This is a genomic window from Pseudarthrobacter sp. C4D7 (genome assembly GCF_013359725.1).
Classification (GTDB): Bacteria; Actinomycetota; Actinomycetes; order Actinomycetales; family Micrococcaceae; genus Arthrobacter.
Genome location: NZ_JABFMW010000008.1, coordinates 1 through 22,566, shown reverse-complemented (window position 1 = coordinate 22,566; position 22,566 = coordinate 1). Strand labels below are relative to the sequence as shown.

The following is a 22,566-nucleotide window of genomic DNA, read 5'->3' as shown; positions in this document are numbered from 1 at the left end:
CAACCACTCCTGAAAGCCTCAGCCTTCGTTGGCGGCAGCCCGCACCTGGGCCTTGTCGTGCTCGTCGTGGGCTTTCCGGATCAGGTCCAGGAACTCGGTCTCGTTCCTGACCAGCCGCTTGTACTTCTCCGGAAGCTTGCGGATCTGGTCCTCCTCGCGGACCATCTTGGCGAAGATTTTGTCCCGCTCCGCCATGTCCGTTTCGTAGTTCAGGTCCACGTATTCGCTGGCATGGCGCCGTGCCCCGGAGACCGCATTCTTGGCCTTGCCCTTGGGGCTGAAGACGGATGCCAGGATGGTCACCACCAGGACGCCGAGGATCACGCTGAGCGAGAGCCCGGTGCTGACCTCCACCACGTTGACGTGCTCGCCGTCGTTGATGAACGGCAGCGTGTTCTCGTGCAGGGCGTGCAGGATGAGCTTCACGCCGATGAAACCCAGGATGACTGCCAGCCCGTAGGAAAGGAAGATCAGCCGGTCCAGCAGGCCGTCAATCAGGAAGAACAGCTGCCGCAGGCCCATCAGCGAGAACGCGGTGGCCGTGAAAACGACAAAGACGTTCTGGGTCAGCCCAAAGATGGCCGGGATCGAGTCCAGGGCGAACAGGATGTCCGTACCGCCAATGGCCACCATGACCAGGAGCATCGGCGTCAGGACGCGCTTGCCGTTCTCCACGGTGAAGAGTTTGTCGCCGTCGTAATGTTCGGAGGCCGGCAGCAGTTTCTTGGCGAGCCGGACCACCAGGCCGTCCGAATCGTCGTCGTGGTCGTCGGGCTTGAGCAGGTTCCCGGCCGTGACCAGCAGGATGAGCCCAAAGATGTAGAACACCCAGGCGAAGCTGTTGATCAGCGCGGCGCCCAGGAAGATGAACGCCGTGCGGGCGATCAGGGAGAACACGATGCCGAACAGCAGCACTTTCTGCTGGTCCGCGCGGGGCACCTTGAAGCTGGCCATGACGATGAGGAAGACGAACAGGTTATCCACGGAAAGCGCCTTTTCCGTGACGTAGCCGGCGAAGTATTCGGTGCCCATGTCGGGGCCGCCGAACAGCAGGACAATCAGGCCAAACACCACAGCGATGCTGACGTAAATGGCGGACCACACGGCCGATTCCTTGAGGGAGGGTGTGTGGGCTTTGCGCACGTGGAAGAAGAAATCGAAGGCCAGCAGCCCGATGATTCCCGCAATGGTCAGGGTCCAGACATACGCAGGTACTTCCACGCGGGGGGCCTTTCGTCGGAGGGTTCCTCCAGAGTACCTAAGCAGGCTTCAGGAGTTGATGCTCCACCACTGCTGCGCGGGACAGTGTCTTGTATCCTTCCTGCTCGAAGAGAACCGTGATGACGTCGTCCTCGTGCCGCATCACCAGACCCGGGCCCCACTCCTTGTGGACCACCGCTGACTGCAGCGGGAAGGGCTCTTCCGCCGGTGCACCCGGCGCCCCGCCGTCGGACTTTTTAGCCCTGGCGTGGGCGGCAGCCGCAGCGCACACGTCGCAGTTTCCGCAGGGTTCGGGCAGGTCCTCGCCGAAGTAGCCCAGGAGGAACTGCCTGCGGCAGCCGTCCGTCTCGGCATAGGCGCGCATCATGGTGAGCCGCGAATGGTCCACGCGCTGCCGGGCTTCGGCCAGTTCGACGGCGTCGTCCACCAGCGAGGGCAGCTTGGCCTTGGATGCCAGCCGGACGCCGCGCTTTCCGACGACGACGGCTCCGATTTCCGCCAATTGGTTCACCAGGGAAGTGACGCGCCGCGCCTTGAATCCGGTCAACTCTGCGAGGGAGGATCTTGGCGTGGGGGCGTGCGCCGCCTTGAGGACCTTCAGGACGTCCAGGAGCGCATCGGGGTCGGGGGAGTGGGTGCCGAAGAACTTCCGCAGGCCGAGGTCCTCCGAGCGGTAGTGAAGAACAGCGGAAGCGGGCTGGCCGTCCCTGCCCGACCGCCCGATCTCCTGGTAGTACGAATCGAGTGATTCGGGAATGTCGGCATGGACCACGAAGCGGACGTTGGGTTTGTCGATTCCCATGCCAAAAGCTGTGGTGGCCACCACCACGTCGAGCCCGTCGTCCAGGAACAGTTCATGGATGCGCTCGCGTTCCTTGGCGGAACGGCCGGCGTGGTACGCCTCCGCCCGGAGCCCCCCGCCCACCAGTTTGGCCGCGTACTTTTCCGTGTCCTTCCGGGTGGCGGCGTACAGCAGACCGTGCCCGTCCCTGGCCAGGTCCGCCACCTGTTCAAGCACGGCCCTGCGCTTGCCCTTGTCCTCGTGGTGCCGGACCACGTCAAGGGTGATGTTGGGGCGATCGAAGCCATGCACCAGCACCAACGGCTTCTTCATGCCGAGCCGCTCCACGATCTCGTCGCGGACCGGCGGGGACGCGGTAGCGGTCAGGGCGGCCACGGTGGGGTTGCCCAATTGCTCGCGGACGTTTCCCAGCGCGAGGTAGTCCGGCCGGAAATCGTGCCCCCACGAGGAGACGCAGTGTGCCTCGTCCACCACGAACAGCGCGATGTCCAGGTCCTTGATCCGGTCCACGGTTGCCTGCTTGGCCAGCTGCTCCGGGGCGAGGAAGAGGAACACTGCGGTGCCGTCCTTGGCGGCCCGCCAGGCGGCCTCGACTTGGGCGTCGCTGTGCGAGGAGTTAATGGCCACCGCGGTGCCCGGCCCGAGGGCGTGCGACAGGCCGTCCAGCTGGTCCTCCTGCAGGGCAATCAGCGGAGAAACCACGACGGCGGGGCGTCCCGTTGCCTGGTGCAGGTACAGGGCTGCCACTTGGTAGATGGCGGACTTCCCGTAGCCGGTGGGCATGAGGGCCAGCACATCGCGGCCCTCCGCAAGGGCGGCCATGCCGGCCAGTTGACCGGCCCGAAGGTCCGGCAGGTTGAAGGAAGAAGCAGCAAGCGCCCGGAGGGCGGGTTCGTCGGACATATGACGGGGCTCCGCACAGAAGAAAACAAGGGCCGCTTGCTTCAGCCGTACGAACCACCCTACGCCAGCTCCGCCCCGCCGTCGTGAACACGGTGCCGGTGCTCCACGCACAGGCGGCCAGGACCCGCATAAGCGGCGCCGGCCGGCACCGCTTATGCGGGGAAGGGCCGCCCGTGCGGGCTCCGCGGGGCTACGTGTCGATGGTGGACATGTTGGGGTAGCGCGCACCGGCGGTGGACCCCGCCGGCGCCAGCTCGTCCAGCAGCTGAAGATCGTCCTGGGCCAGTTCCACGTTGACGGCGCCCAGGTTTTCGCGCAGGCGCTCGCGTTTCTTGGTGCCCGGGATTGGAACGATGTGCTCGCCCTGCGCCAGCAGCCACGCGAGCGCCAGCTGCCCGGGAGTGCACTGCTTCCGGTCCGCCAGCTCCTTGACCCGGTCCACGAGTTCCAGGTTCCGTGTGAAGTTCTCCCCCTGGAAGCGGGGGGAGTGCCTGCGGAAATCGTCCTCGGCGAAGTCGTCCGCGCTGCGGATCTGGCCGGTGAGGAAGCCGCGGCCCAACGGGCTGTACGGGACGAAACCAATGCCCAGCTCCGCGAGCACAGGGAACACCTTGGTCTCGGGCTCCCGCTCCCACAGCGAATACTCCGTTTGCAGGGCGGTGATGGGGTGCACCGCATGGGCCCGCCGGATGGTCTCCGCCGATGCTTCGGACAGCCCAAGGTGCCGGACCTTCCCGGCCTGGACCAGTTCCGCCATGGCCCCCACGGTGTCTTCGATGGGCACCGTCTTGTCCACACGGTGCTGGTAGTAGAGATCGATATGGTCCACGCCCAGCCGCTGCAGGCTTGCGTCGCATGCGGACCGCACGTACTCGGGGCGGCCGTTGATGCCCACCCAGGACCCATCCGCACGGCGTTCATTGCCGAACTTGGTGGCAAGCACGACGTCGCCGCGGCGGCCGGCGATGGCCCGGCCCACAAGCTCTTCATTGGTGAACGGGCCATACATGTCCGCGGTGTCCAGCAGCGATCCGCCTGCATCAAGGAATTCATGGATGGTGGCAAGCGACTCCTGCTCGTCACCGCCGCCGTAAAACTCGCTCATGCCCATGCAGCCAAGGCCGAGGGCGGAAACTGTCAGTTGTCCGATGGTGCGTGTTTTCATGCCGTTCTCCTCAACGGTAGAACTTGCCTGGGGACCGGCCAGCCTGCAGGCATGGCACCGGTGGGTACAGCGTACGCCGCAGCTGGTACGTCCCCACGGACGGCAGCCGGTAAACAAGGGGCCCTAACCCCTAGACCGTCCTGGGGGCCGTGCTTAGACTGGGCGGATCCCCTCCCGGGAACCGTTACCTGACCACACCAAATATCAGGACGCACCAACCGGCCAGGACTGTTCCCCGCACGGGATGTCCCACCTACCCAGATCACGGCCGTCCCACCGGACGCCTGACAACAGGAGCGATAGATGACAGGGAACAAAGCCGTTGCCTACAAAGAAGCCGGCAAGGTCGAAGTAATTGACATTGACTACCCAACGTTCGAGCTCAAGGACGGGCCAGGAGTCAACCCCGCGAACGTGGGGCGCCCGGTCCACCACGGGGTCATCCTCAAGACCGTAGCCACCAACATTTGCGGTTCGGACCAGCACATGGTCCGCGGCCGCACCACAGCTCCGCCCAACCTGGTGCTGGGCCACGAAATCACCGGTGAAGTGGTGGAAGTGGGCCGGGACGTCGAATTCATCAAGGTGGGGGACATCTGTTCCGTGCCGTTCAACATCGCCTGCGGCCGGTGCCGGAACTGCAAGGAGCGCAAGACGGGCATCTGCCTGAACGTGAACCCTGACCGCCCCGGCAGCGCCTACGGCTATGTGGACATGGGCGGCTGGGTTGGCGGCCAGGCCAATTACGTCCTGGTTCCGTATGCGGACTGGAACCTCCTGAAGTTCCCGGACAGGGATCAGGCGCTGGCAAAGATGATGGACCTGACCATGCTTTCGGATATCTTCCCCACCGGCTTCCACGGCGCTGTGACGGCAGGCGTTGGCGTCGGCTCCACGGTGTATGTGGCGGGCGCCGGTCCCGTGGGCTTGGCCGCTGCCACCAGCGCACATCTGCTGGGTGCCGCCGTCGTGATTGTGGGCGACATGAACGCAGACCGCCTGGCCCAGGCCCGCACGTTCGGCTGCGAGACGGTGGACCTCACCAAGGGCGGACCGGCTGAGCAGATCGAACAGATCCTGGGGATCCCGGAGGTGGACTGCGGTGTGGATGCCGTGGGCTTCGAGGCCCGGGGACACGGGCAGGGCGCGTCCGAGGCTCCGGCCACCGTGCTGAACTCCCTGATGGAGATCACCGCGGCCGGCGGCGCCCTGGGTATCCCGGGCCTCTACGTCACCGGTGATCCGGGCGGCGTTGACGAGGCAGCCAAGAAGGGTGCCCTGAGCCTGAGCCTGGGCACTGGCTGGGCGAAGTCGCTGAGCTTCACCACCGGCCAGTGTCCGGTGATGAAGTACAACCGGCAGCTGATGATGGCCATCCTGAATGACAAGGTCAGCATCGCCAAGAACGTCAATGCCAAGGCCATTCCGCTTGAGGACGCACCGAAGGGCTACGCCGAATTCGACGCCGGCGCCGCCACGAAGTACGTGCTGAACCCGAACGGCTACCTGAGCTGACGCGGGCGCGGACGGGGATGTCGCCAGGGAGCCGCCTCCTGCGGAAATAAGTGCCGGCCGTGCCGGGTTAGGCTTTGCACGGTCAGCACCACCCCGCAACTGAAGGAGTTCCCTTGAGCGACATCACCGTCCGCCACAACCCCGGGCGCGAACGCTTTGAGATTCTTGATGCCGGCAATGTGATCGGCAAAGCGGCATACAAGGAGTACGACGGCGGGGAGTCGCCGCAGCGGATTTTCTACCACACGGTGATCAACGAGGAATACGGCGGGCAGGGCCTGGCCAGCCAACTGGCCACGGCTGCCCTGGACAGCACCGTGGCGGACGGCATCGGCATCGTCCCGGTATGCCCCTTCATCAAGAAGTTCCTGGCCAAGCACTCGGAATACCTGCCCAGTGCCGTTGCCGTTGCGCCGGCGCACCTCGAATTCCTGGAGACTGCGATCGCCGCCCGCACCCGCGGCTAGCTTTTCGACGCGCAAAAGGTCTCCCGACAGGCAACCTGGCTTCTGCTTCCACCCGGATTTCGACGCGCAAACTGCTTCCCGGGACGCCCGTTCCCTGACGCGGCCGAAATACGGGCCGCGCGAGGCAACCAGCGCGTCGGCAGCGGTTTTGTGCGTCGGCGGAACGGCACCGCGATCCGCCCGGCACGCCTTCAGGAAGCTCCCAACCTCCGGTGATTTAATCAGCATCTGTCAGCGCGGCTCAACGCCGCGCTGACTGTGTTTTGTGAATGCCGAGGCGGGACAGGAGCCCTTGTATGTCCATGCACCCCGTGGTGCCCAAACCGGGCCGTGATGCTCCGCAGCCAACACCGGGCAAGCCGGCTCCAGGTGCGGGGCGGGACATCAGGACGCTGCTGATCCTGGCCCTCGCCGTGCTGCTGGTCATCGTGGGCACCCTCACGCTGGCCGTGGTCCGGTCCGGGCCGCCGTTGGGCGCTGGGGTGCCCGCCCAGCCGGCGGTGCCGGCCGCACCGGTAGCGGCAGCCCCGGCGTCGTTGCGCGACAATGTGGACAAAATCCTCCAGGAATCGGACGAATACCGCATCGGCCTGGCGCTCGCTGATGTGTCTGGGGGCGCTGAGCTGACCTTCGGCGACGAAAGCACTTTTACCGCAGCCAGCACCGCGAAAATCCTCACCGCTGCCGCGTACTACCACCTGGTGGAGCTGGGGCAGGCAAGCCTGGACGATCCCATGGGCGACTACGACGCCGCTTTCCAGCTCAAGGCCATGGTCAACGACAGCAACAACGATTCCTGGCTGCTGTTGATGGATGCGGTGGGTTACCCGCAGCTGACGGCTTATGCGGCCTCGCTGGGTGTCACGTACGACCCCGAGCAGAACCTGCTGACCGCAGCGGACATGGCCCTGATCCTGAAGAAGCTGTACGCCGGGGAGCTGTTGGACAAGGACCACACAGACCAGCTGCTGGGCTACATGCAGGACACCAACAACGAGGACCTCATCCCCGCGGGGTCCCGGTCCGGCGTGGACGTCCACCACAAATACGGTGAAATCTCCGGCGAGCTGCACGACGCGGCCCTGCTGAGCTACCGCGGATCGACGTTTGCGCTGGTGATTTACACGGAGAACCCGGCGGGCGTGCCGGATGACGGCCAGGCCGACGTCATCCGCGACCTCACCAAGGCAGTGGAGGATGCGCTGTTCCCTGTCGGGCTGACAGGCAAATAGCCGCGCCAGGGCCAGGCAAGTCGTCCCCGCTGGCGCCTGTGGGCCAGACTGTTACCGTGAGCAACAACCCCCGGACTGCCCTTGCCGTCGCCGGCCTAAGCCTGGGCACGGCACTGAACCCGTTGAACTCTTCCATGATTGCCGTGGCCCTGGTGGTGCTGCGCGCCGACTTCGGTCTCGACGTCGCTGCCGTCACCTGGGTGGTTACCTCCTTCTACCTGGCTTCCGCCGCCGGCCAGCCCGTCATGGGCAGGCTGGCTGACCGGTTCGGCCCGCGCCGGATGTTCCTGCTGGGCATGGGCCTGGTTGCCATCACCTGCGCCCTGGCGCCGCTGGCCCCCAACTTCGGGCTGCTCTGCGTCGCCCGGGCGGTCATGGCCCTGGGGACGGCCACCGCGTATCCCAGTGCGGTGGTGATGGTGGGTGCCCTGGCGCAGCAGGCGAAGGTGGACCCGGCGCGCCCGCTGGGCCGGCTGCAGATGGCCAACACCTCCGCCGCTGCGGTGGGTCCCGTGGTGGGCGGCCTGCTGGTGGGCTTCGTGGGCTGGCAGTCCCTGTTCCTGGTCAATGTTCCGCTGGCCTTCGCTGCGCTGCTGATCGTCCGGAAGGCCGCCCCGCCGGACAAGGTCCGGGAACGCGGCAGCGTAGCGGAGCTTCTCCGGGATTCCGACCTTCCCGGCATCGCCGGATTCATCAGTGCACTGCTTTTGGTCATGATGGCCGCCTTGAACGTGGCCCCGGAGTACCGCTGGCTGATGCTGGCCGGTGGCACCGTGGTGGGAGCGCTGTTTGCCTGGCGGGAGCTGCGGTTCGCCAAGCCTTTCCTGGACCTGCGGCTGCTGGGCCGTAACCGGCCGCTGATGCTGGTGTACCTGGCGTTCGCCGTTTTCAGCAGCGTCTACTACTTCGTCTTCTTCGGCCTTCCGCAGCTGCTGCAGGAGGCCGGCGGCTACGATCCCGGCGTCGTGGGGCTGTTGATGCTGCCGCTGGCCGGAATGTCCGTACTAGCCACCCCCTGGGCTGTCTCCGCGATGGGAAGGTTCGGGGTCCGGCGGGTGCTGATTGCCGGCGTCGTGCTCCTGACGGTGGTGGCCGCCCTCATGTGGCTGCTGACCGGCACGCTGGCCATCCCGGTGGTAGTGGTCCTCACCGCGTTGATGGGCATCCCGTACGGGACCGTGGGCATCGCCTCGAACCAAGGCATGTTCCTGTCCACCCGGCCGCAGGACAGGGGCGTCGCTGCCGGGATCTACCAGACCTGCCGTTACGTGGGGGCGATTACCGCCACCGTGATGATCGGCGTCTTCGCCTCCGGCGGGGTGCACCAGGACAGCTGGATGCGCATGGTCCTTGCCATGCTGGTGCTCTGTGCCATCACACTGGGGATTTCCGTATTCTGGCGGCAGCAAAAGGCTTAGGCCCACCCTTCGGAGGGCCGTCTCTGGTTCGTGGTCAGGACGCAGGGCGGTTCAGGACCGGCGGAGCCACACCGCGTTGTCCGGCTGCAGCCAGCCTTCCTGCTCCAGCGGGAAGGCGCTGAAAAGGACGACGCCGGGCGGCAGCTCCACCGGTTCGCTCCCCATGGCGACCGCCACCAGGAAGCGGGGGCTGCGTTCGCACGTCAGAAGGTTCCCCGCCCGCAGACGCCAGGTGCCGGCGTCGTCCGCCGTGAAGGTGCCGTCAGCCCACAACTGCCGCCGCAGGGCAAGGGCACGGGCTGCAAACGCCAACGCGGACCCTGGGTCCTGCTGCTGGCTCTCGATCGCGTTGTCTCCCCAGCCGTCCGGGAGCGGCAGCCACGGTGGGGTGGCCGTGGGCCCCGTCGAGAAACCGTGGTTTCCGGCAGGGTCTTCGGTCCAGGGGAGGGGAACCCGGGAGCCGTCGCGGGTGACGCCGCCGCGGGCCCACATCGGGTCCACGCGCGCCTCCACCGGGACATCGACTTCGGGCAGGCCCAACTCCTGGCCCTGGTAAATGTAGGCCGCGCCGGGGAGGCCCAGCAGGGCGGCCAGCGCTGCACGGGCACGCCGCGCTCCCTGATCGCCGCCGCCGAAACGGGTCACTGTGCGGACAATATCGTGGTTTTCCAGGGCCCAGGTGGGGGCTGCGCCGTGGAGCAGCCGGGCCTCTTCCAGTTCGCTGCCAGCCTGCGCCCACGCTGCAGCGTCCCAGCCGAGCTTCACGAACGCGAAGGCGAACGCCTGGTGCATCTCGTCGGCGCGGGTGTACCGGGCGGCACGCGACGGTTCCAGGTTTACCTCGCCCACCAGCAGGCGGTGGGGCTGGTATTTTTCCGCCAGGCGCCGCCAGCGGCGGTACACCTCATGCACCTCCTCCTGGTCGGACACCAAGGGGTTGGAGCGCAGGCCGTCCACCACAGGACTTTCCGACGGTGCGTCCGGTAGCCCGTCCGCCTTGAAGAGTGCGTGGGCCACATCGATCCGGAGTCCGTCCACGCCCTTGTCGAACCAGAAGCGGAGCACGCCGTCGAAGTAATCGCCTACCGCTGGGTTCCGCCAGTTCCAGTCCGGCTGGCCGGCAGAGAACAAGTGCAGGTACCACTCGGTGTCCGTTTCTGAACCCGGGTTCGCCCGCGACCAGGCCGTCCCGCCGAACACGCTTTGCCAATTGTTGGGCGGCAGGTCGCTGGGGTGTTCCGGCGATGAGCTCCGTCCTTCCACAAAATGGAAGAGTCCGCGTTCAGGTGAACCCGGGCCGGCGGCCAGCGCTGCCTGGAACAGGGGGTGCCGAGACGAGCAGTGGTTGGGGACCACGTCCAGCAGAACCCGCAGGCCAAGGGCGTGCGCCCCGGCCAGTAACCGCTCAAAGTCGGCCATGCTGCCAAAGAGCGGGTCCACGCCGCAGTAGTCGCTGACGTCGTAGCCCTGGTCAACCTGCGGGGACGGCTGGAAGGGCGTCATCCAAATGCCGTCCACCCCCAGCGAAGCGATGTACGGCAGCCGGTGGATCAGTCCGGCAAGGTCGCCCACGCCGTCACCGTCCCCGTCGGCGAAGGACCGGGGGTATACCTCGTAGATGACGGCGGACTGCCACCAGTGGTCGGCGGGACCTGCCGGGGACAGGACCACCGGGCTGGCGGCGGCTGCGGACGCCCTGTCGTCATGGGCTGGCTGGGCGGAGATCGGGGTAGTCACGCCACCACACTACGGTGAGGCGGGCGCGGGGCGCCCCGGCCCTGCGCTGTCCCCGCCGATCCCGGCCGAGGACCAGCGCCTTGCCGGGTGGATGGGTCCTGGCCGCCGCCGTCCTAGGATGCGGAAGTCCGGGGGCGGAGCCGAAGGGCCTGCATGCCGCCGTCCACCGCCAGGTCCACGCCCGTGGTGGAGCCGGAAAGCGGACTGGCAAGGTAAACCACCGCTCCCGCAACTTCTTCCGGGGAAACAAGCCGGCCGTGCGGCTGGCGGGCCTCCAGCGCGGCCCGTTCCGCGGCAGGGTCCGGTGCAGTGGCGAGCAGCCGGCCGATCCAGGGAGTGTCTGCGGTCCCCGGGTTTACACAATTGACCCTGATGCCTTCGTGCAGGTGGTCAGCGGCCATGGCCAGGGTGAGCGACAGCACCGCACCCTTGGTTGCGCTGTACAGGGCGCGCTGGGGAAGTCCTGCAGTGGCCGCCACCGAGCACGTGTTGACGATCGCTGCGTGGCCGGACCTGCGCAGGTAGGGCAGGGCTGCCCGGGAGACCCGGACCATGCCCAGGACGTTGACATCGAACACCCGGTGCCATTCGTCGTCGTCGTTGGCCTCGATGGTTCCCTGGGCGCCCACCCCGGCATTGTTGACGACGACGTCGATGCCGCCCAGTTGCCCTGCAGCCTCTTCGACGGCCTGCCGGACGGAGGCGTCGCTGGACACGTCGCAGTGGAACGCTTTTACTCCTGCGGCCTGGTCAGGGTTGAGGTCCAGGACGGCGACGTCGGCGCCGCGCTCCTGGAGCATTTTCGCTGTCGCGGCCCCGATCCCCGAGGCTCCACCGGTAACGATGGCTTTGATACCCGCAAACTCCATTGGTTGGTCCTTTCGTGGTTAGCCCTGGAAGAATTCCTGGCGCTGGCGGCCCAGTCCGGCCACTTCAAGTTCGACGACGTCTCCCGCCCTGAGGTAGGGGAAACGCCCGGACAGGGCTACTCCCTCCGGAGTGCCGGTGCAGACCAGGTCGCCCGACTCCAGGACGAGGAACTGGCTGAGGTCGTAGACCACCTGCTCCACGCCGAAGATCAGGTCGCGGGTGGAAGAATCCTGCCGGATTTCTCCGTTCACCCAGCTGCGCAGCCGCAGGTCGCCGGCGTCCACCTCGTCCGGGGTCACAAGGTACGGGCCGGTGGGGCAGAAACCCGCGCAGCTTTTTCCCTTGGACCACTGGCCTCCGGATACCTCCAGCTGGAAGGTGCGCTCCGAGAGGTCGTTGACGGTGACGAAGCCGGCGATGTGGTCGCGGGCCTGAGCCGGGGAGTCCAGGTAGGAGGCACGCCGGCCGATGACCACGCCCAGTTCCACTTCCCAGTCGGTCTTGGTGGACCCGCGCGGAATGGCCACCGGATCGAACGGCCCGGCCACCGTGTTGGGGGCCTTATGGAAAATGATGGGCACGGACGGGGGAGCCGAGCCGGATTCGGCGGCGTGGGCTGCGTAGTTCATGCCGACGCAGATCACGGCGGACGGCCGGGTGATCGGAGCGCCGATCCGGGCCCCGTCAACGGCGAGTTCGGCCAGTTCCCCGGCGGCGAGTGCTGCTGCGGCTCTTCCCGGCCCGTCGGATTCCCAGAAATCCGCGTCGATGTCCTTCGCGATCTGTTCCAGGGAGTAGTGCTTCGTGTCGTGCAGCAGGGCGGGGACTTCCTTGCCTGTAGGACCTATGCGCGCAAATTTCATGTGTCTCGTCTTTTCTCGGTAGTTGGTGGGTGTTCTTTCAGGCGATCAGTCCGCGCCGGCGCAGGTCATCCCACAACTCCGCCGGGACACGGTGGGCAGCCAGGTCAAGGTTGTGCTTCACCTGGTCAGGCGTCCGCATGCCCAGGACAACGCTGGTGACGGCCGGGTGCCCGTAGGGGAAGTGCAGGGCCGCAGCCGGCAGGGTGGTCCCGTGCGATGCGCAGATGTCCGCCAGCAGGTTCGCCTTGTCCAACAGCTCCTGCGGGGCAGGTGCGTAGTTGTAAGTAGCGTTGGCGGCGGGCCGTTCCTTGGACAGGAGCCCTGAGTTGAAGACGCCCACATTGACCACGCCGACTCCGCGTTCCAGGCAGGCAGGGAGCAGCTCCTGCGCCGCGCCCTGCTCCAGGAGGGTGTACCTTCCGGCGAGCATGACCACGTCGATGTCCGTCTCGGCGACGAACCGGTGGAGCATCTCCGACTGGTTCATTCCCGCGCCCCAGGCTCCGATCACGCCCTCGTCGCGCAATGCCGACAGCGTTGGGGCGGCGCCTTCAACGGCCTCGGTCCAGTAGTCGTCGGGATCGTGGATGAAGACGACGTCGATCTGGTCGGTGCGCAGGCGCTGCAGGCTTTCCTCAATGGAGCGCAGCACGCCGTCGCGGGAATAGTCCCGGACCCGGTGGATGTCGTCGGGGACGTCGAAGCCTTCGGTGTCCTTACCCTGCGGCGAGGGGTTGGGCCGGAGGAGCCGGCCGATCTTGGTGCTGAGCACATAACTGCCACGGTCCTGCCCGGCCAGCGCCGCGCCCAGGCGGCGTTCGGACAGGCCCAGCCCATAGTGCGGCGCCGTATCGAAGTACCGGACGCCGCCCTCCCAAGCCGCGGTGACGGCGTCGAGCGCTTCCTGCTCCGGCACCTCCCGGAAGAGGTTCCCGATGGGTGCCCCGCCAAAGCCGAGCACCGGCAGCTTCACCTCCGTGCCGGGAATGGTGCGGGTTTCTGCTTGCATTGTCAGTCCTTCTCCTGGTTGGTGGTGGCCGCTACTGGTGCTTCCGTGAGCTGGTAGGCGCGGGCTGCTGTCCGGTGCATGACGCTGGCGCGCTCGCCGTCGGAGGCGCCAGCCACGGCTTCTTCGACGATGGTGATCCAGTCCTGGTAGGCGGCAGGGCGGGCCAGGGAGACCGGACAATCGCTGCCAACCATGCAGCGGTCAGCGCCGAAAAGCCGCAATGTCTCCCGGATGAACGGCAGGGCCTGGGCTGCGAGGGGCCGGTTCGGGTCCGCCTCGGCGCCGGCCCCGGAGATTTTGACGACGACGTTGGGCAGCTTCGCCAGTTCACGCATCCCTCTGCTCCAGGACGCTTCGTCACCGCCGGCGATGGGTGGCTTGCCCATGTGGTCCAGCACAATGGCCAGATCGGGGACGCGGCGGGCAAAGGCCGCCAGGGCTCCGAGCTGACCTGCCCGGATGCAGGCGTCGAAAACCAGTCCCGCAGCGGCTACCTGCCATGCGCCCGCCAGGGTGTCCGGGTGCTGAATGAAGGATTCATCGCGGTCCTGAAGCAGCTGCCGGACGCCGCGGACCAGGGGCCGTTCCAGCAGTTGGCACAGGTCCTGCTCGACGGCGTCGCCCTTGCTGACGGGCGCAAACGCTACGATCCCGGCGAGCAGAGGCCAGTCCGTGCCGAGTCCGGATACCCAGTCAACTTCCCTCAGGGCCTGGTCGTCACGGCAGTCGGCCTGGACAAAAACAGCGGCCCGGGTGTTGGCACTGGTGTGCGGGAGGTGTGCGGGCAGGAACGGCCTGTCCATGCCGGGCGAGTCCGCCAGCCAGGAGTAGTCGAGCACCGCCGGATCCCACACGTGGACGTGGGCATCAATGACCCGCACTGAAGGCGTTCCCATCAGGCAGTGCCGTCGGGCCGCACACCGATGGTCAGCAGGAGGTTCGCATAGTGCCGGGTATCCCCACTGGCAATGACGACGGCGACATCAGGGGAGCGCGCGGCGTCATAGAACTCGAAGCGCTGATGGGACTCGATGGGGACGCCGGCGCCAAGCGTGCGTGCGTAGCCCTTGACAGCCTCCGTCCAGGTGCCGTCCGGGGGCGTCATGACTGCAGCTGCTTCCAAGGGCACGGCATCAACCAGTACTTCGAGGATTTGGTCGATGGTCAGCAGGCCGGGCCGCAGGTTCAGCGCGATGCGCCGTGCTGAGGCTGGTGCCCCGGTGTTGTGCGGGTAGTTGGCATCGGCGATAAGGATTTTCGATCCGTGCCCGGACTCGGCAAGGGCTGCCAGCAGCCCGGGATGGGTGAGTGTGTAGTTGATCATGCCTGCGCCTCCCGCCGAGCGCTGGCGAAGGCGACCCGGCCGGGTATGTTGCCGGCACGCCACGCCTGTTCAGCGCTGCCGGCTTGAGTTCCTGCCCAGTAACTGCCGTAGGGGAAGGCGTATTCCTGCAACGTCTGTTCCTTGAGTTCGGCTGAATATCCAGCGTTTGCCGGCATGACGTAAGCGCCGTCCCTGACGATGCACGGGTCCACGAAATGTTCGTGCAGGTGGTCCACGAACTCCGTCACCCTCCCGGTGAGGTCGCCGGAGACGGCAATAAAGTCGAAGATGGACAGGTGCTGGACCAGCTCGCAGAGGCCCACTCCGCCGGCGTGCGGGCACACCGGGACGCCGAACTTGGCCGCCATCAACTGCACCGCGAGTACTTCGTTCACGCTGGCAAGCCGGCAGGCGTCCAGCTGGCAGTAGTCGATGGAACCTGCCTGGAAGAGCTGCTTAAAGAGCACCCGGTTCATGCCGTGTTCGCCCGTGGCCACTCCGATCGGCTGGACAGCGCGGCGGATTTCGGCATGGCCCAGAACATCGTCCGGACTGGTGGGTTCCTCGATCCATAGCGGGTTGAATTCGGAAAGCTGCTTGACCCAGTCGATGGCCTGCGGAACGTCCCACACCTGGTTTGCGTCGATCATCAGGTTGCCCTCCGGGCCGATGACCTCCCGGGCGATGCCGAGGCGGCGGATATCGTCCTCAAGGGACGCGCCCACCTTGAGCTTGATGTGGCGGTAGCCCTGGTCGACTGCCTCCTGGCACAGCCGTCGAAGCTTTTCGTCCGAGTAGCCCAGCCAGCCGGCAGACGTGGTGTAGCAGGGGTAACCCTCCCGGGCCAACTGCCCAAGGCGTTCCTGCCTGGTGGGGGCAAGACGGGCCAGCAGACCCAGCGCCTCTTCGCGGGTCAGGGCATCCGAGAGATAGGTCAAATCCGCTGCATCAACGATCTGTTCAGCCGTCATGTCCACCAGGAGCTGCCACAGGGGCTTTCCCGCGCGCCGCGCCGCCAGGTCCCACACAGCGTTCATCACCGCTCCGAGGGCCAGATGCTCCACCCCCTTGTCGGGCCCCAGCCAGCGAAGCTGGGAATCCCGCTTCAAACTGCGGTACGTTTCCCCAAGGGCGCCGCAGATCCCGTCAGCATCCCGTCCCACCAAGGGGCGGGCCCGCAGTTCGATGGCGGCAGCGCAGAGATCGTTGCCGCGGCCGATGGCGAAGGTGAAGCCACAGCCGTACACCTCAGGATCATCGGTCTTCAGCACGATGTAGGCAGCGGAATAGTCGCCGTCCTTGTTCATCGCATCCGAGCCGTCCGCGGACAGCGACGTGGGAAACCGTACGTCATAAACATCAAAACCGGTGATGTGTGCCAAGGTGAGCCCTCCAGGTCCGCCCTATCCGGCGGGAGCGACTCGACGGACACATGTCATCTGATGTATTTTGCCTTTATCCGTGAGACTATAGCTATTACTTGCAATTTCCAAGGTAAAGATCGGATGACTCTATATGAGTAACCAGCCCGAAAGTAGGGTCGGAGCGGTAGACCTGGCATTCAAGGGCGGCATGTCCCAAACCGACGTCGTCATAGCCGGTGTCAAAGGAATGCTGTCCTCGGGCCGGCTGCGGCCTGGGGACCGGCTGCCAGTGGAGAAGGATCTCGCGGCTGAGTTGCAGGTATCCCGGGGATCCCTGCGCGAGGGGGTGCGGGCGCTGTCCACCATGGGGATCCTGGAAACCCGGCAGGGTGCCGGAACCTTTGTCACCGCTCTTGAGCCCTCAGCCATCCTTTCGGCCATGGAATTTTGGGTGGGCCTGCAGGATGGGGAGCGGGCCAGCCAGGTGCATCAGGTGCGCCGCGCCCTGGAAACAGAGGCCGCCGCAGCCGCCGCGGCATCCATCACTGAGCGGCAGTTGGACGAGGCCGCCCGAATCCTGGAACGCGCCCACACCGCCATCCATGCGACGCCCATCGACCACGAGGCCGCCATGCAGTGCGATATTGCCTTCCACCGGCTGATCGCCGAGTCGTCGGGAAACCATGTGCTGTCAGCGCTGATCGAAACAGTTTCCACCAAGACAATCCGGGGACGGATGTGGCGGTCCGTCCACGACAATGCCGGACTGCTGACCACCCATGGCGAGCATCTTGGCCTTCTGGAGGCATTGAAGCGCCACGATCCGGACCGCGCCAGGACCCGGATGGCAAACCATTTGTACGCGGTGGAGGACTACCTCACGGCCATCCCGGACCGGGATCTCCAGGCTTCAACGTCGAACGAACAACCACAGACGAATAATCGGAGCGCATCATGACTGAAACCACCGCCACGCCCGAAGAGTGGAGCACGTTGTCCCGGCCCGTCCCGGAGTGGTTCCGGAACGCACCGTTCGGCATCTTCATCCACTGGGGCGCGTACTCTGTTCCCGCCTGGGCGGAGCCGATCGGCGCCCTCGGCACCATTGATGATCACGAGTGGTTCAAGCACAACCCCTACGCGGAGTGGTACTGCAACACCATCCGCATCGACGGCAGCCCTGCCCGGCAGCACCACAAGGAAATATTCGGCGGCGAGGACTACGACGCCTTCCTAGACCAATGGAAAGCCGAGCAATTCGACCCGGCCGACTGGGTAGAGCTCTTCAAGTCCGCCGGCGCTGACTACGTGGTTCCCACGACGAAGCACCACGACGGCATCGCCCTCTGGGATGCCCCGGGCACGGGGGAGCGGAACACGGTCAAGCGAGGACCGCGCAGGGACCTGATCGGCGAAATTGCCCGTGCAGTAGAGGATAAAGGCCTGAAGCTCGGCCTGTACTACTCCGGCGGCCTGGACTGGCACGTGCGTCCCTTCCCGCCGCACACCACCAGCGAAAGCGTCCACGACACGTCCCGTCCCAAGGACGCCGGCTACGCGGAGTACGCCTACAACCACGTGGTGGACCTGGTGGACAAGTACCGCCCCCATGTCCTGTGGAACGACATTGAATGGCCCGACGCCGGCAAGCACTTTGGCGAGCACGGGCTGGGAACGTTGTTTGAACACTTCTACGCCGCTGTCCCGGAGGGCGTGGTGAACGACCGATGGGGTGCTACGCACCAGGATTACGGCACCAGCGAGTATGAAGCCGCTAGGGAGAACGAGTCTGAGTCCGAGTGGGAAAACTGCAGGGGGATCGGATTCTCCTTCGGTTATAACCAGGTGGAAGGTCCGGAACAGTCGCTCACAGGCAAACAGTTGGCCCGCCACCTGGCAGACGTGGTGTCCCGCGGCGGGCACTTCCTGCTGAACGTTGGGCCGCGGGCTGACGGCACCATCCCGGACATCCAGCGCCAGGCCCTGACCGATCTCGGACAGTGGATGGCCGGGGCAAAGCCGTATCTCGTCGGCGCCCGCCCGCTGGAGGACGCACCGGCCATGAACCAGGCAGAGGCGTGGGTCCGGTGGGTGGATCGCGGGACGGACGTTGTGGCCTTCGTTGACTCACAAGCCGAAGCGGGCCAGGTGTCGATTGCGCTGGGCGGTCGCCGGTTTGATCTTCCAAAAGCAACGGTGGAAGGAGCCGGCGGCACCGTGCAAACGGACGGCGACACCCTGGACGTGACGCTGTCACCTGGCCGCCCGGGCCCCGCCATTGTCCGCATCCCCAGGGCCTAGCCACCCCGCGAAGCACCTCAGCGGTGGCCGTCCCGGGGACGGAACGGCCACCGCCGTCGTGCGCTGCCCAGGACCGGCGGGCTACGTGTACATCAGCGAGCCCGGCGTGGTGAGCTTCTCGCCGGTCTCCAGCCAGGTTTTCAGGCCGGAGAGGATCATCGGCCAGCCACCGTAAAGCTGTTCGTTGGCGCCTTCCCGCAGGTCGCTGTGCGTGACCGTCAGGTGGCAGGAATCGCCCACCGGTTCAATCTCCCAGGTGATGGTGGAGGTGCCCTCGGCCTTGACGTCTTCGCCCCACAGGGCCCGCATGGTCTGCACCAGCCTCCGCGGCGGATCCACTTCGAGGTTTTCGCCTTCGCCAAGGATCTGCCCTGCCTTGGGGTTGCCCATCTCGAAGCGGCCGCCGGGCGTCCAGTCAGACTGCAGTGTGTTGCCGAACTGGTATTTGCTGCGGATGTCGCTGTCCGTGATGGCTTCCCAGAGCCGTTCGGGCGTGGTTTTGATGTAAATCTCGAAGATCTTTTCCATGGGACTTTCCAATCTGGATTTGAGGTCGCTAAGGGCAGCGGCCCATGGTTCTGCGTATTTGCTGACCCACCGGTCGTGGACCAGGCGGATGGGAACCGGATTCAGGAAATGCAGCTTTTCCCGTCCCCGACGGCGGGTGACCACCAGGCCTGCGTCCTCCAGGATGCGGAGGTGCTTGGCGATCCCGAACCGGGTCATGCTGAACCGTGCCTCAAGCGCGCTCAGGGTCTGGCCGTCCTCGCGGAACAGCTCGTCGAGCAGGTCCCTGCGGGTGGGGTCGGAGAGCGCTTTGAACACGTCGTCCATGCCCTCAATCATAGGTGACCATATGGTCACCTATCAAGGGGTCCTAGTTGTGCGAGGCCAGGTTCCGGTCGCGTTCCTCGAACACCTCATCGCCGGGGCCGGTGAAGGCCCGCGAGCGTTCCACGGCCTCGATGGATCCCGTGAACAGCTGCGACTCGTGCGGGTCTGCCGGAGTGTTTGCGCCCGCCTTCCCGGACTGGCCCAGGCCGCGCAATGGTGCCCTGCCACGGGTGGCCGTGCCGGCGTCGTCCGCCGCCTGCTCCCAGCGCTGGTGCGGCAGCGCCTGGGGATGGCTCTGCTGGAGGAACGTCACCATGGTTTCGCGGACCAGGCAGCGCAGGTCGAACAGCGCTGCGCTGTCCGCCGCGCTGACCAGGATCCGGACCCGGACAAAGCCTCCGGTGGCATCAGTGATCTGCAGGACGCCCACGCGCTCGTCCCACAGTTCGGTGCCGGCCAGGACCCGGCGCAGTTCGGTCCGCATGTCCTCCACGGGGGCGCGCCAGTCGAGGTCGAACTCCACGGTGCCCATCACCTCGGACTGGCGGCGGGTCCAGTTCTCGAACGGCGTGGTGGTGAAGTAGGTGGAGGGCAGGATCAGCCGGCGGTCGTCCCAGAGATGGACCACCACATAGGTGAGGGTGATCTCCTCGATCCGGCCCCACTCCTTCTGGACCACCACCACATCGTCAACGCGGATGGCATCGGTGAACGCGAGCTGCATGCCGGCGAAGACATTCACCAGGGATGTCTGCGCGGCGAGGCCTGCCACGATCGAGATCACGCCCGCGGACGCCAGCAGCCCGGCCCCGAGCGCCTGGATCGCGGGGAACGTCAGCATGGCCGTGCCGACGGCGAGCACAACCACCAGCGCCACGGCGATCCTCCGGGCCAGGATCATCTGCGTGCGCAGCCGCCGGGCGCGCCGGTTGTCCGCCACGTCCACGCTGTGCCGGTTCAGCACCACGGCTTCCACGATCAGCAGGACCGCGATGGCAAGCCACGCGAACGCGCCGATCATGGCGATCAGCAGGAGATGGTCGACGCCGGCGTGCCAGCTTTCGCCGGCAGCCGTCAGCCCCAGCGCGGCGCGGACGCCCACCAGGCACAGTGCCAGCCGCAGCGGCTGGCGGGCCACCCGGGAGGTGGCCTGCAGCTCGGGCCGCTTGTGGTTGAGCTTGAGGACGATCTTGCGGAGCAGCCAGGACAGGGTGAGTCCGGCCACCACCGCCAGGGCCATAGCGATGAAGGGCAGGGCGGGATTCAGGAAGTCAGGCATCCTTTAACGTCTATCAAGCCTTTGCCGGGCTCTGAAATCGGGTACCCCCGCGGCGTGCCCGCTGTAAGGCTCCAGCGGCCGGTGCGGACGGTGTTTGCGGAGCGATTACGGACCGAAGGGCAGCAGGAGCAGGGCCACCAGGGCAGGGACCGTTGCCGCGAGGGTCCCCGGCACGCTGTCCCACTTCCTGGGATAGTGCCCCTGGAGGTCTGCGAGCAGCATGGTGGGCGCAGTGAGGACCATGTTTGCGCAGCAGTAGACCACCAGCGTGTAGCCCACCACCAGCTGGCCGGAGTTGGCCGCGACCACGCCCGCAAGCACCCCCAGCCCAACCAGCAGGTTCCGGTACCCGGTGGGGATGGCCCACATCATCACGGCGGGGACGTTCTCCGGCGGCGTACTCAGGAACTTCTGCGCCCACCTGTTGCGGCGGAGGAGGAAGCTCTCCACCGGAAAGACGAAGAGATAGATGACCGCGGCCATCACCGCGAAGATCTGCGACACGGTGTTCATGCCCGAAGAGTAGGCCCCGCCCCGCCGTTACTCCATCCCCTCCCCGGGGGATTTCCACCTGGCGTCCACGGGAAGAAACCGGCCCCCAGAAGCCGTGAACGCGGGTAGCCTTGGGCGCATGCAGAAGATATCGATCGACGCGCTGGCCCGGCAGCAGCTTGAGGCGGCGGTTACCTCCAGTAATGGGCGCGCTGCGGACACGGTGTACGGCGGCCACGAAAAAATCCTCCGGCAGACGGTCATGGCCATGAAGGCCGGAACCCAATTGAGTGAGCACCAGAACCCCGGCGATGCCACGGTCTTCGTGATCCAGGGCTGCCTCAGCCTCAAAGCCGGCGGCGAGTCATGGCAGGGCAAAGCCGGCGACCTGCTGATCGTCCCGGCCGGCCTGCACAGCCTCCACGCCGAGGAGGACTCCACGTTCCTGTTCACGGTGGCCAAGTACCGCAACTGAGCCCTGAGCCCTGGCCTGGCTGGACGACGGCGGCTGCCGGGCTTCCCCCAGCGGAAGTCCGGCAGCCGCCGTCGGGCCTTGACGGACGGTCCTGGTCCGCGGAACTACGCCTGCGGGGCGTAGGCCTTGGGCAGCTTCAAGCCGCGCTCGTCCATGACCCCGCGCAGGCGCGTGGGGTAGTCGGTGATGATGCCGTCCACGCCCTGGTCCATCAGGCGCTCCATGTCCGTGGCCTTGTTGACGGTCCACGGGATGACGGCGAGGCCCAGCTGGTGTGCCTCGGCGATCATCTGCGGGGTGACGGAGCTGAACGCGGGGGAGATGACGTTGTACCCCTGGGCAGCTGCGGCCTTGGCGAGGGAGCCGCCGTAGGTGTCGATGTCGATGCCGCCCAGCTCGGGCGCGGCACCGGGCTGGCCCACCTGCATCCACTGATCCCCGCTGGACAGCGCAACGAGCGTCAGTTCCGGTGCCAGCTTTTTGGTGAGGTTCAGCGAGGACCAGTCGAAGGACTGGATGGTGGTGCGGTCCGCGGCGCCGGAGGCCTGGACTTCTGCCACCACGGCTTTGGTCAGCGCCACCATGCCTTCGCCGCCGGCCTTGCCGTCCTCCACCTTGGTCTCCACGTTGAAGCGGACCTTTTTGGCATTGTACTGCTCCGCCAGGCGGTAGACGTCTTTGAGCTCGGCGATGCGGTTCCCTTCGATCACGTCCTGCCCGGGGAAGCCGGGCAGCTGCATGAAGCCGCAGTTGAGGGTCTTGACCTGGGCCAGGGACAGCTCGGCCACGCGGCGGCCGACGTACGGGAACTTGGGGTCGCCGGCGGTGGCCGGGGCGGTGTCGATGCACTTGTTGGCCTGGATGGTGTCGTCATGCCAGATGATGATCTTCCCGTCCTCGGTGAGGTGGGTGTCCAGTTCCAGGGTGCTGACGCCGAGCTTCAGGGAATTGCCGAATGCCGACAGGGACTCCTCGGTCCACTCGCCGCGGCCGCCGCGGTGCGCCTGGAGATCGAAGGAACCGTTGCGCTCGTTCGTCTTGATGGCAGGGGTGGCGGCACCGGCAGCGTTCGACGACGGCGTGCCGGCCACAGGGCCGTCGGCGGCGAAGGCGGTGGCCGGGGCCGCGATGGCGGCAGCGAGCAGGGCGGCAGTGGCCGCGGCGTTAAGGACTGTGCGCATGGGGATGGTTCCTCCGGGGTGACGGGTTCCGGCGGCGCCGGTTGATCCACCGCGCTAGTTGTAATTCCCACTGAGGTTGTGAACGCGGCTGATGGGGGTTGTGCCGCCGATGCC

The 22,566-nt window shown here is 66.3% G+C and carries 21 protein-coding genes; 7 read left to right on the top strand and 14 right to left on the bottom strand.

Annotation, left to right across the window (positions count from 1 at the left end; translation table 11 throughout):
- Window positions 1–18: 18 nt before the first annotated feature.
- The 3 genes from HNO81_RS07985 to HNO81_RS07975 all read right to left on the bottom strand — a co-directional run bounded on the left by HNO81_RS07985 (window position 19) and on the right by HNO81_RS07975 (window position 4,091).
- Window positions 19–1,221 carry a TerC family protein gene (locus HNO81_RS07985; RefSeq protein ID WP_175317592.1) on the bottom strand — a complete coding sequence of 401 codons (1,203 nt, stop codon included), beginning with the start codon at window positions 1,219–1,221 and terminating at the stop codon, window positions 19–21.
- Between the two features lie 37 nt (window positions 1,222–1,258).
- A complete protein-coding gene (locus HNO81_RS07980) occupies window positions 1,259–2,926 on the bottom strand; it encodes an ATP-dependent DNA helicase RecQ (RefSeq protein ID WP_175317591.1) in 1,668 nt (555 codons plus the stop codon).
- Between the two features lie 190 nt (window positions 2,927–3,116).
- Complete coding sequence (locus HNO81_RS07975) at window positions 3,117–4,091, bottom strand: aldo/keto reductase (protein WP_175317590.1); 975 nt, start codon at window positions 4,089–4,091, stop codon at window positions 3,117–3,119.
- Window positions 4,092–4,394: 303 nt separating this feature from the next.
- Here HNO81_RS07975 and fdhA point away from each other — a divergent pair, with 303 nt between their 5' ends.
- The 4 genes from fdhA (at window position 4,395) to HNO81_RS07955 (ending at window position 8,723) form a co-directional block, all read left to right on the top strand.
- Window positions 4,395–5,606: a formaldehyde dehydrogenase, glutathione-independent gene (gene fdhA, locus HNO81_RS07970; protein WP_175317589.1), complete on the top strand. Its 1,212-nt coding sequence runs from the start codon at window positions 4,395–4,397 to the stop codon at window positions 5,604–5,606.
- 113 nt (window positions 5,607–5,719) lie between these two features.
- Window positions 5,720–6,073, top strand: coding sequence for a GNAT family N-acetyltransferase (locus HNO81_RS07965; protein WP_175317588.1), 354 nt, complete (start codon window positions 5,720–5,722; stop codon window positions 6,071–6,073).
- Between the two features lie 296 nt (window positions 6,074–6,369).
- Window positions 6,370–7,305 carry a serine hydrolase gene (locus HNO81_RS07960; RefSeq protein WP_175317587.1) on the top strand — a complete coding sequence of 312 codons (936 nt, stop codon included), beginning with the start codon at window positions 6,370–6,372 and terminating at the stop codon, window positions 7,303–7,305.
- Window positions 7,306–7,361: 56 nt separating this feature from the next.
- Entirely contained in the window at window positions 7,362–8,723 is a 1,362-nt protein-coding gene (locus tag HNO81_RS07955) for an MFS transporter (protein WP_175317586.1), read from the top strand.
- Between the two features lie 51 nt (window positions 8,724–8,774).
- On the opposite strand, the gene HNO81_RS07950 is transcribed toward HNO81_RS07955, so the two are convergent.
- The 7 genes from HNO81_RS07950 to HNO81_RS07920 form a co-directional block, all read right to left on the bottom strand.
- Window positions 8,775–10,460 carry an alpha-amylase family glycosyl hydrolase gene (locus tag HNO81_RS07950; protein ID WP_371818192.1) on the bottom strand — a complete coding sequence of 562 codons (1,686 nt, stop codon included), beginning with the start codon at window positions 10,458–10,460 and terminating at the stop codon, window positions 8,775–8,777.
- A 113-nt stretch (window positions 10,461–10,573) separates the two neighbouring features.
- Window positions 10,574–11,329: an SDR family NAD(P)-dependent oxidoreductase gene (locus tag HNO81_RS07945; RefSeq protein WP_175317585.1), complete on the bottom strand. Its 756-nt coding sequence runs from the start codon at window positions 11,327–11,329 to the stop codon at window positions 10,574–10,576.
- A gap of 18 nt (window positions 11,330–11,347) precedes the next feature.
- On the bottom strand, window positions 11,348–12,193 hold the full coding sequence (locus HNO81_RS07940) for a fumarylacetoacetate hydrolase family protein (RefSeq protein ID WP_175317584.1): 846 nt from the start codon (window positions 12,191–12,193) through the stop codon (window positions 11,348–11,350).
- 37 nt (window positions 12,194–12,230) lie between these two features.
- The gene (locus HNO81_RS07935; protein ID WP_175317583.1) at window positions 12,231–13,202 is read right to left on the bottom strand and encodes an aldo/keto reductase; all 972 of its coding nucleotides are present in this window, start codon (window positions 13,200–13,202) and stop codon (window positions 12,231–12,233) included.
- A 2-nt stretch (window positions 13,203–13,204) separates the two neighbouring features.
- On the bottom strand, window positions 13,205–14,098 hold the full coding sequence (locus HNO81_RS07930) for an amidohydrolase (RefSeq protein ID WP_217509227.1): 894 nt from the start codon (window positions 14,096–14,098) through the stop codon (window positions 13,205–13,207).
- A complete protein-coding gene (locus HNO81_RS07925) occupies window positions 14,098–14,526 on the bottom strand; it encodes an RbsD/FucU family protein (protein ID WP_175317582.1) in 429 nt (142 codons plus the stop codon). Before HNO81_RS07925 ends, HNO81_RS07930 begins: the two co-directional genes overlap by 1 nt.
- Complete coding sequence (locus HNO81_RS07920; protein ID WP_175317581.1) at window positions 14,523–15,908, bottom strand: L-fuconate dehydratase; 1,386 nt, start codon at window positions 15,906–15,908, stop codon at window positions 14,523–14,525. Before HNO81_RS07920 ends, HNO81_RS07925 begins: the two co-directional genes overlap by 4 nt.
- Before the next feature lie 133 nt (window positions 15,909–16,041).
- Here HNO81_RS07920 and HNO81_RS07915 point away from each other — a divergent pair, with 133 nt between their 5' ends.
- Together HNO81_RS07915 and HNO81_RS07910 are read left to right on the top strand one after the other, a co-directional pair.
- Window positions 16,042–16,848, top strand: a complete 807-nt coding sequence (locus HNO81_RS07915) for a FadR/GntR family transcriptional regulator (protein WP_254703370.1) — start codon at window positions 16,042–16,044, stop codon at window positions 16,846–16,848.
- Window positions 16,845–18,191 (top strand): alpha-L-fucosidase, encoded by a 1,347-nt coding sequence (locus HNO81_RS07910; RefSeq protein WP_175317580.1) that lies wholly within the window; start codon window positions 16,845–16,847, stop codon window positions 18,189–18,191. Before HNO81_RS07915 ends, HNO81_RS07910 begins: the two co-directional genes overlap by 4 nt.
- Before the next feature lie 81 nt (window positions 18,192–18,272).
- Here the strand turns inward: HNO81_RS07910 and HNO81_RS07905 are convergent, their stop codons facing one another.
- The 3 genes from HNO81_RS07905 to HNO81_RS07895 form a co-directional block, all read right to left on the bottom strand.
- Window positions 18,273–19,025 (bottom strand): metalloregulator ArsR/SmtB family transcription factor, encoded by a 753-nt coding sequence (locus HNO81_RS07905; protein ID WP_175317579.1) that lies wholly within the window; start codon window positions 19,023–19,025, stop codon window positions 18,273–18,275.
- 43 nt (window positions 19,026–19,068) lie between these two features.
- The gene (locus tag HNO81_RS07900; RefSeq protein ID WP_254703369.1) at window positions 19,069–20,304 is read right to left on the bottom strand and encodes a mechanosensitive ion channel family protein; all 1,236 of its coding nucleotides are present in this window, start codon (window positions 20,302–20,304) and stop codon (window positions 19,069–19,071) included.
- Between the two features lie 105 nt (window positions 20,305–20,409).
- Window positions 20,410–20,817 carry a DUF1304 family protein gene (locus HNO81_RS07895; protein ID WP_175317578.1) on the bottom strand — a complete coding sequence of 136 codons (408 nt, stop codon included), beginning with the start codon at window positions 20,815–20,817 and terminating at the stop codon, window positions 20,410–20,412.
- 118 nt (window positions 20,818–20,935) lie between these two features.
- Between HNO81_RS07895 and HNO81_RS07890 the strand changes: the two genes are divergently transcribed.
- Complete coding sequence (locus HNO81_RS07890; protein ID WP_175317577.1) at window positions 20,936–21,271, top strand: cupin domain-containing protein; 336 nt, start codon at window positions 20,936–20,938, stop codon at window positions 21,269–21,271.
- Window positions 21,272–21,375: 104 nt separating this feature from the next.
- Here HNO81_RS07890 and HNO81_RS07885 read toward each other — a convergent pair whose 3' ends face one another.
- The gene (locus HNO81_RS07885) at window positions 21,376–22,452 is read right to left on the bottom strand and encodes a glycerophosphodiester phosphodiesterase family protein (protein ID WP_175317576.1); all 1,077 of its coding nucleotides are present in this window, start codon (window positions 22,450–22,452) and stop codon (window positions 21,376–21,378) included.
- Window positions 22,453–22,566 lie beyond the last annotated feature (114 nt).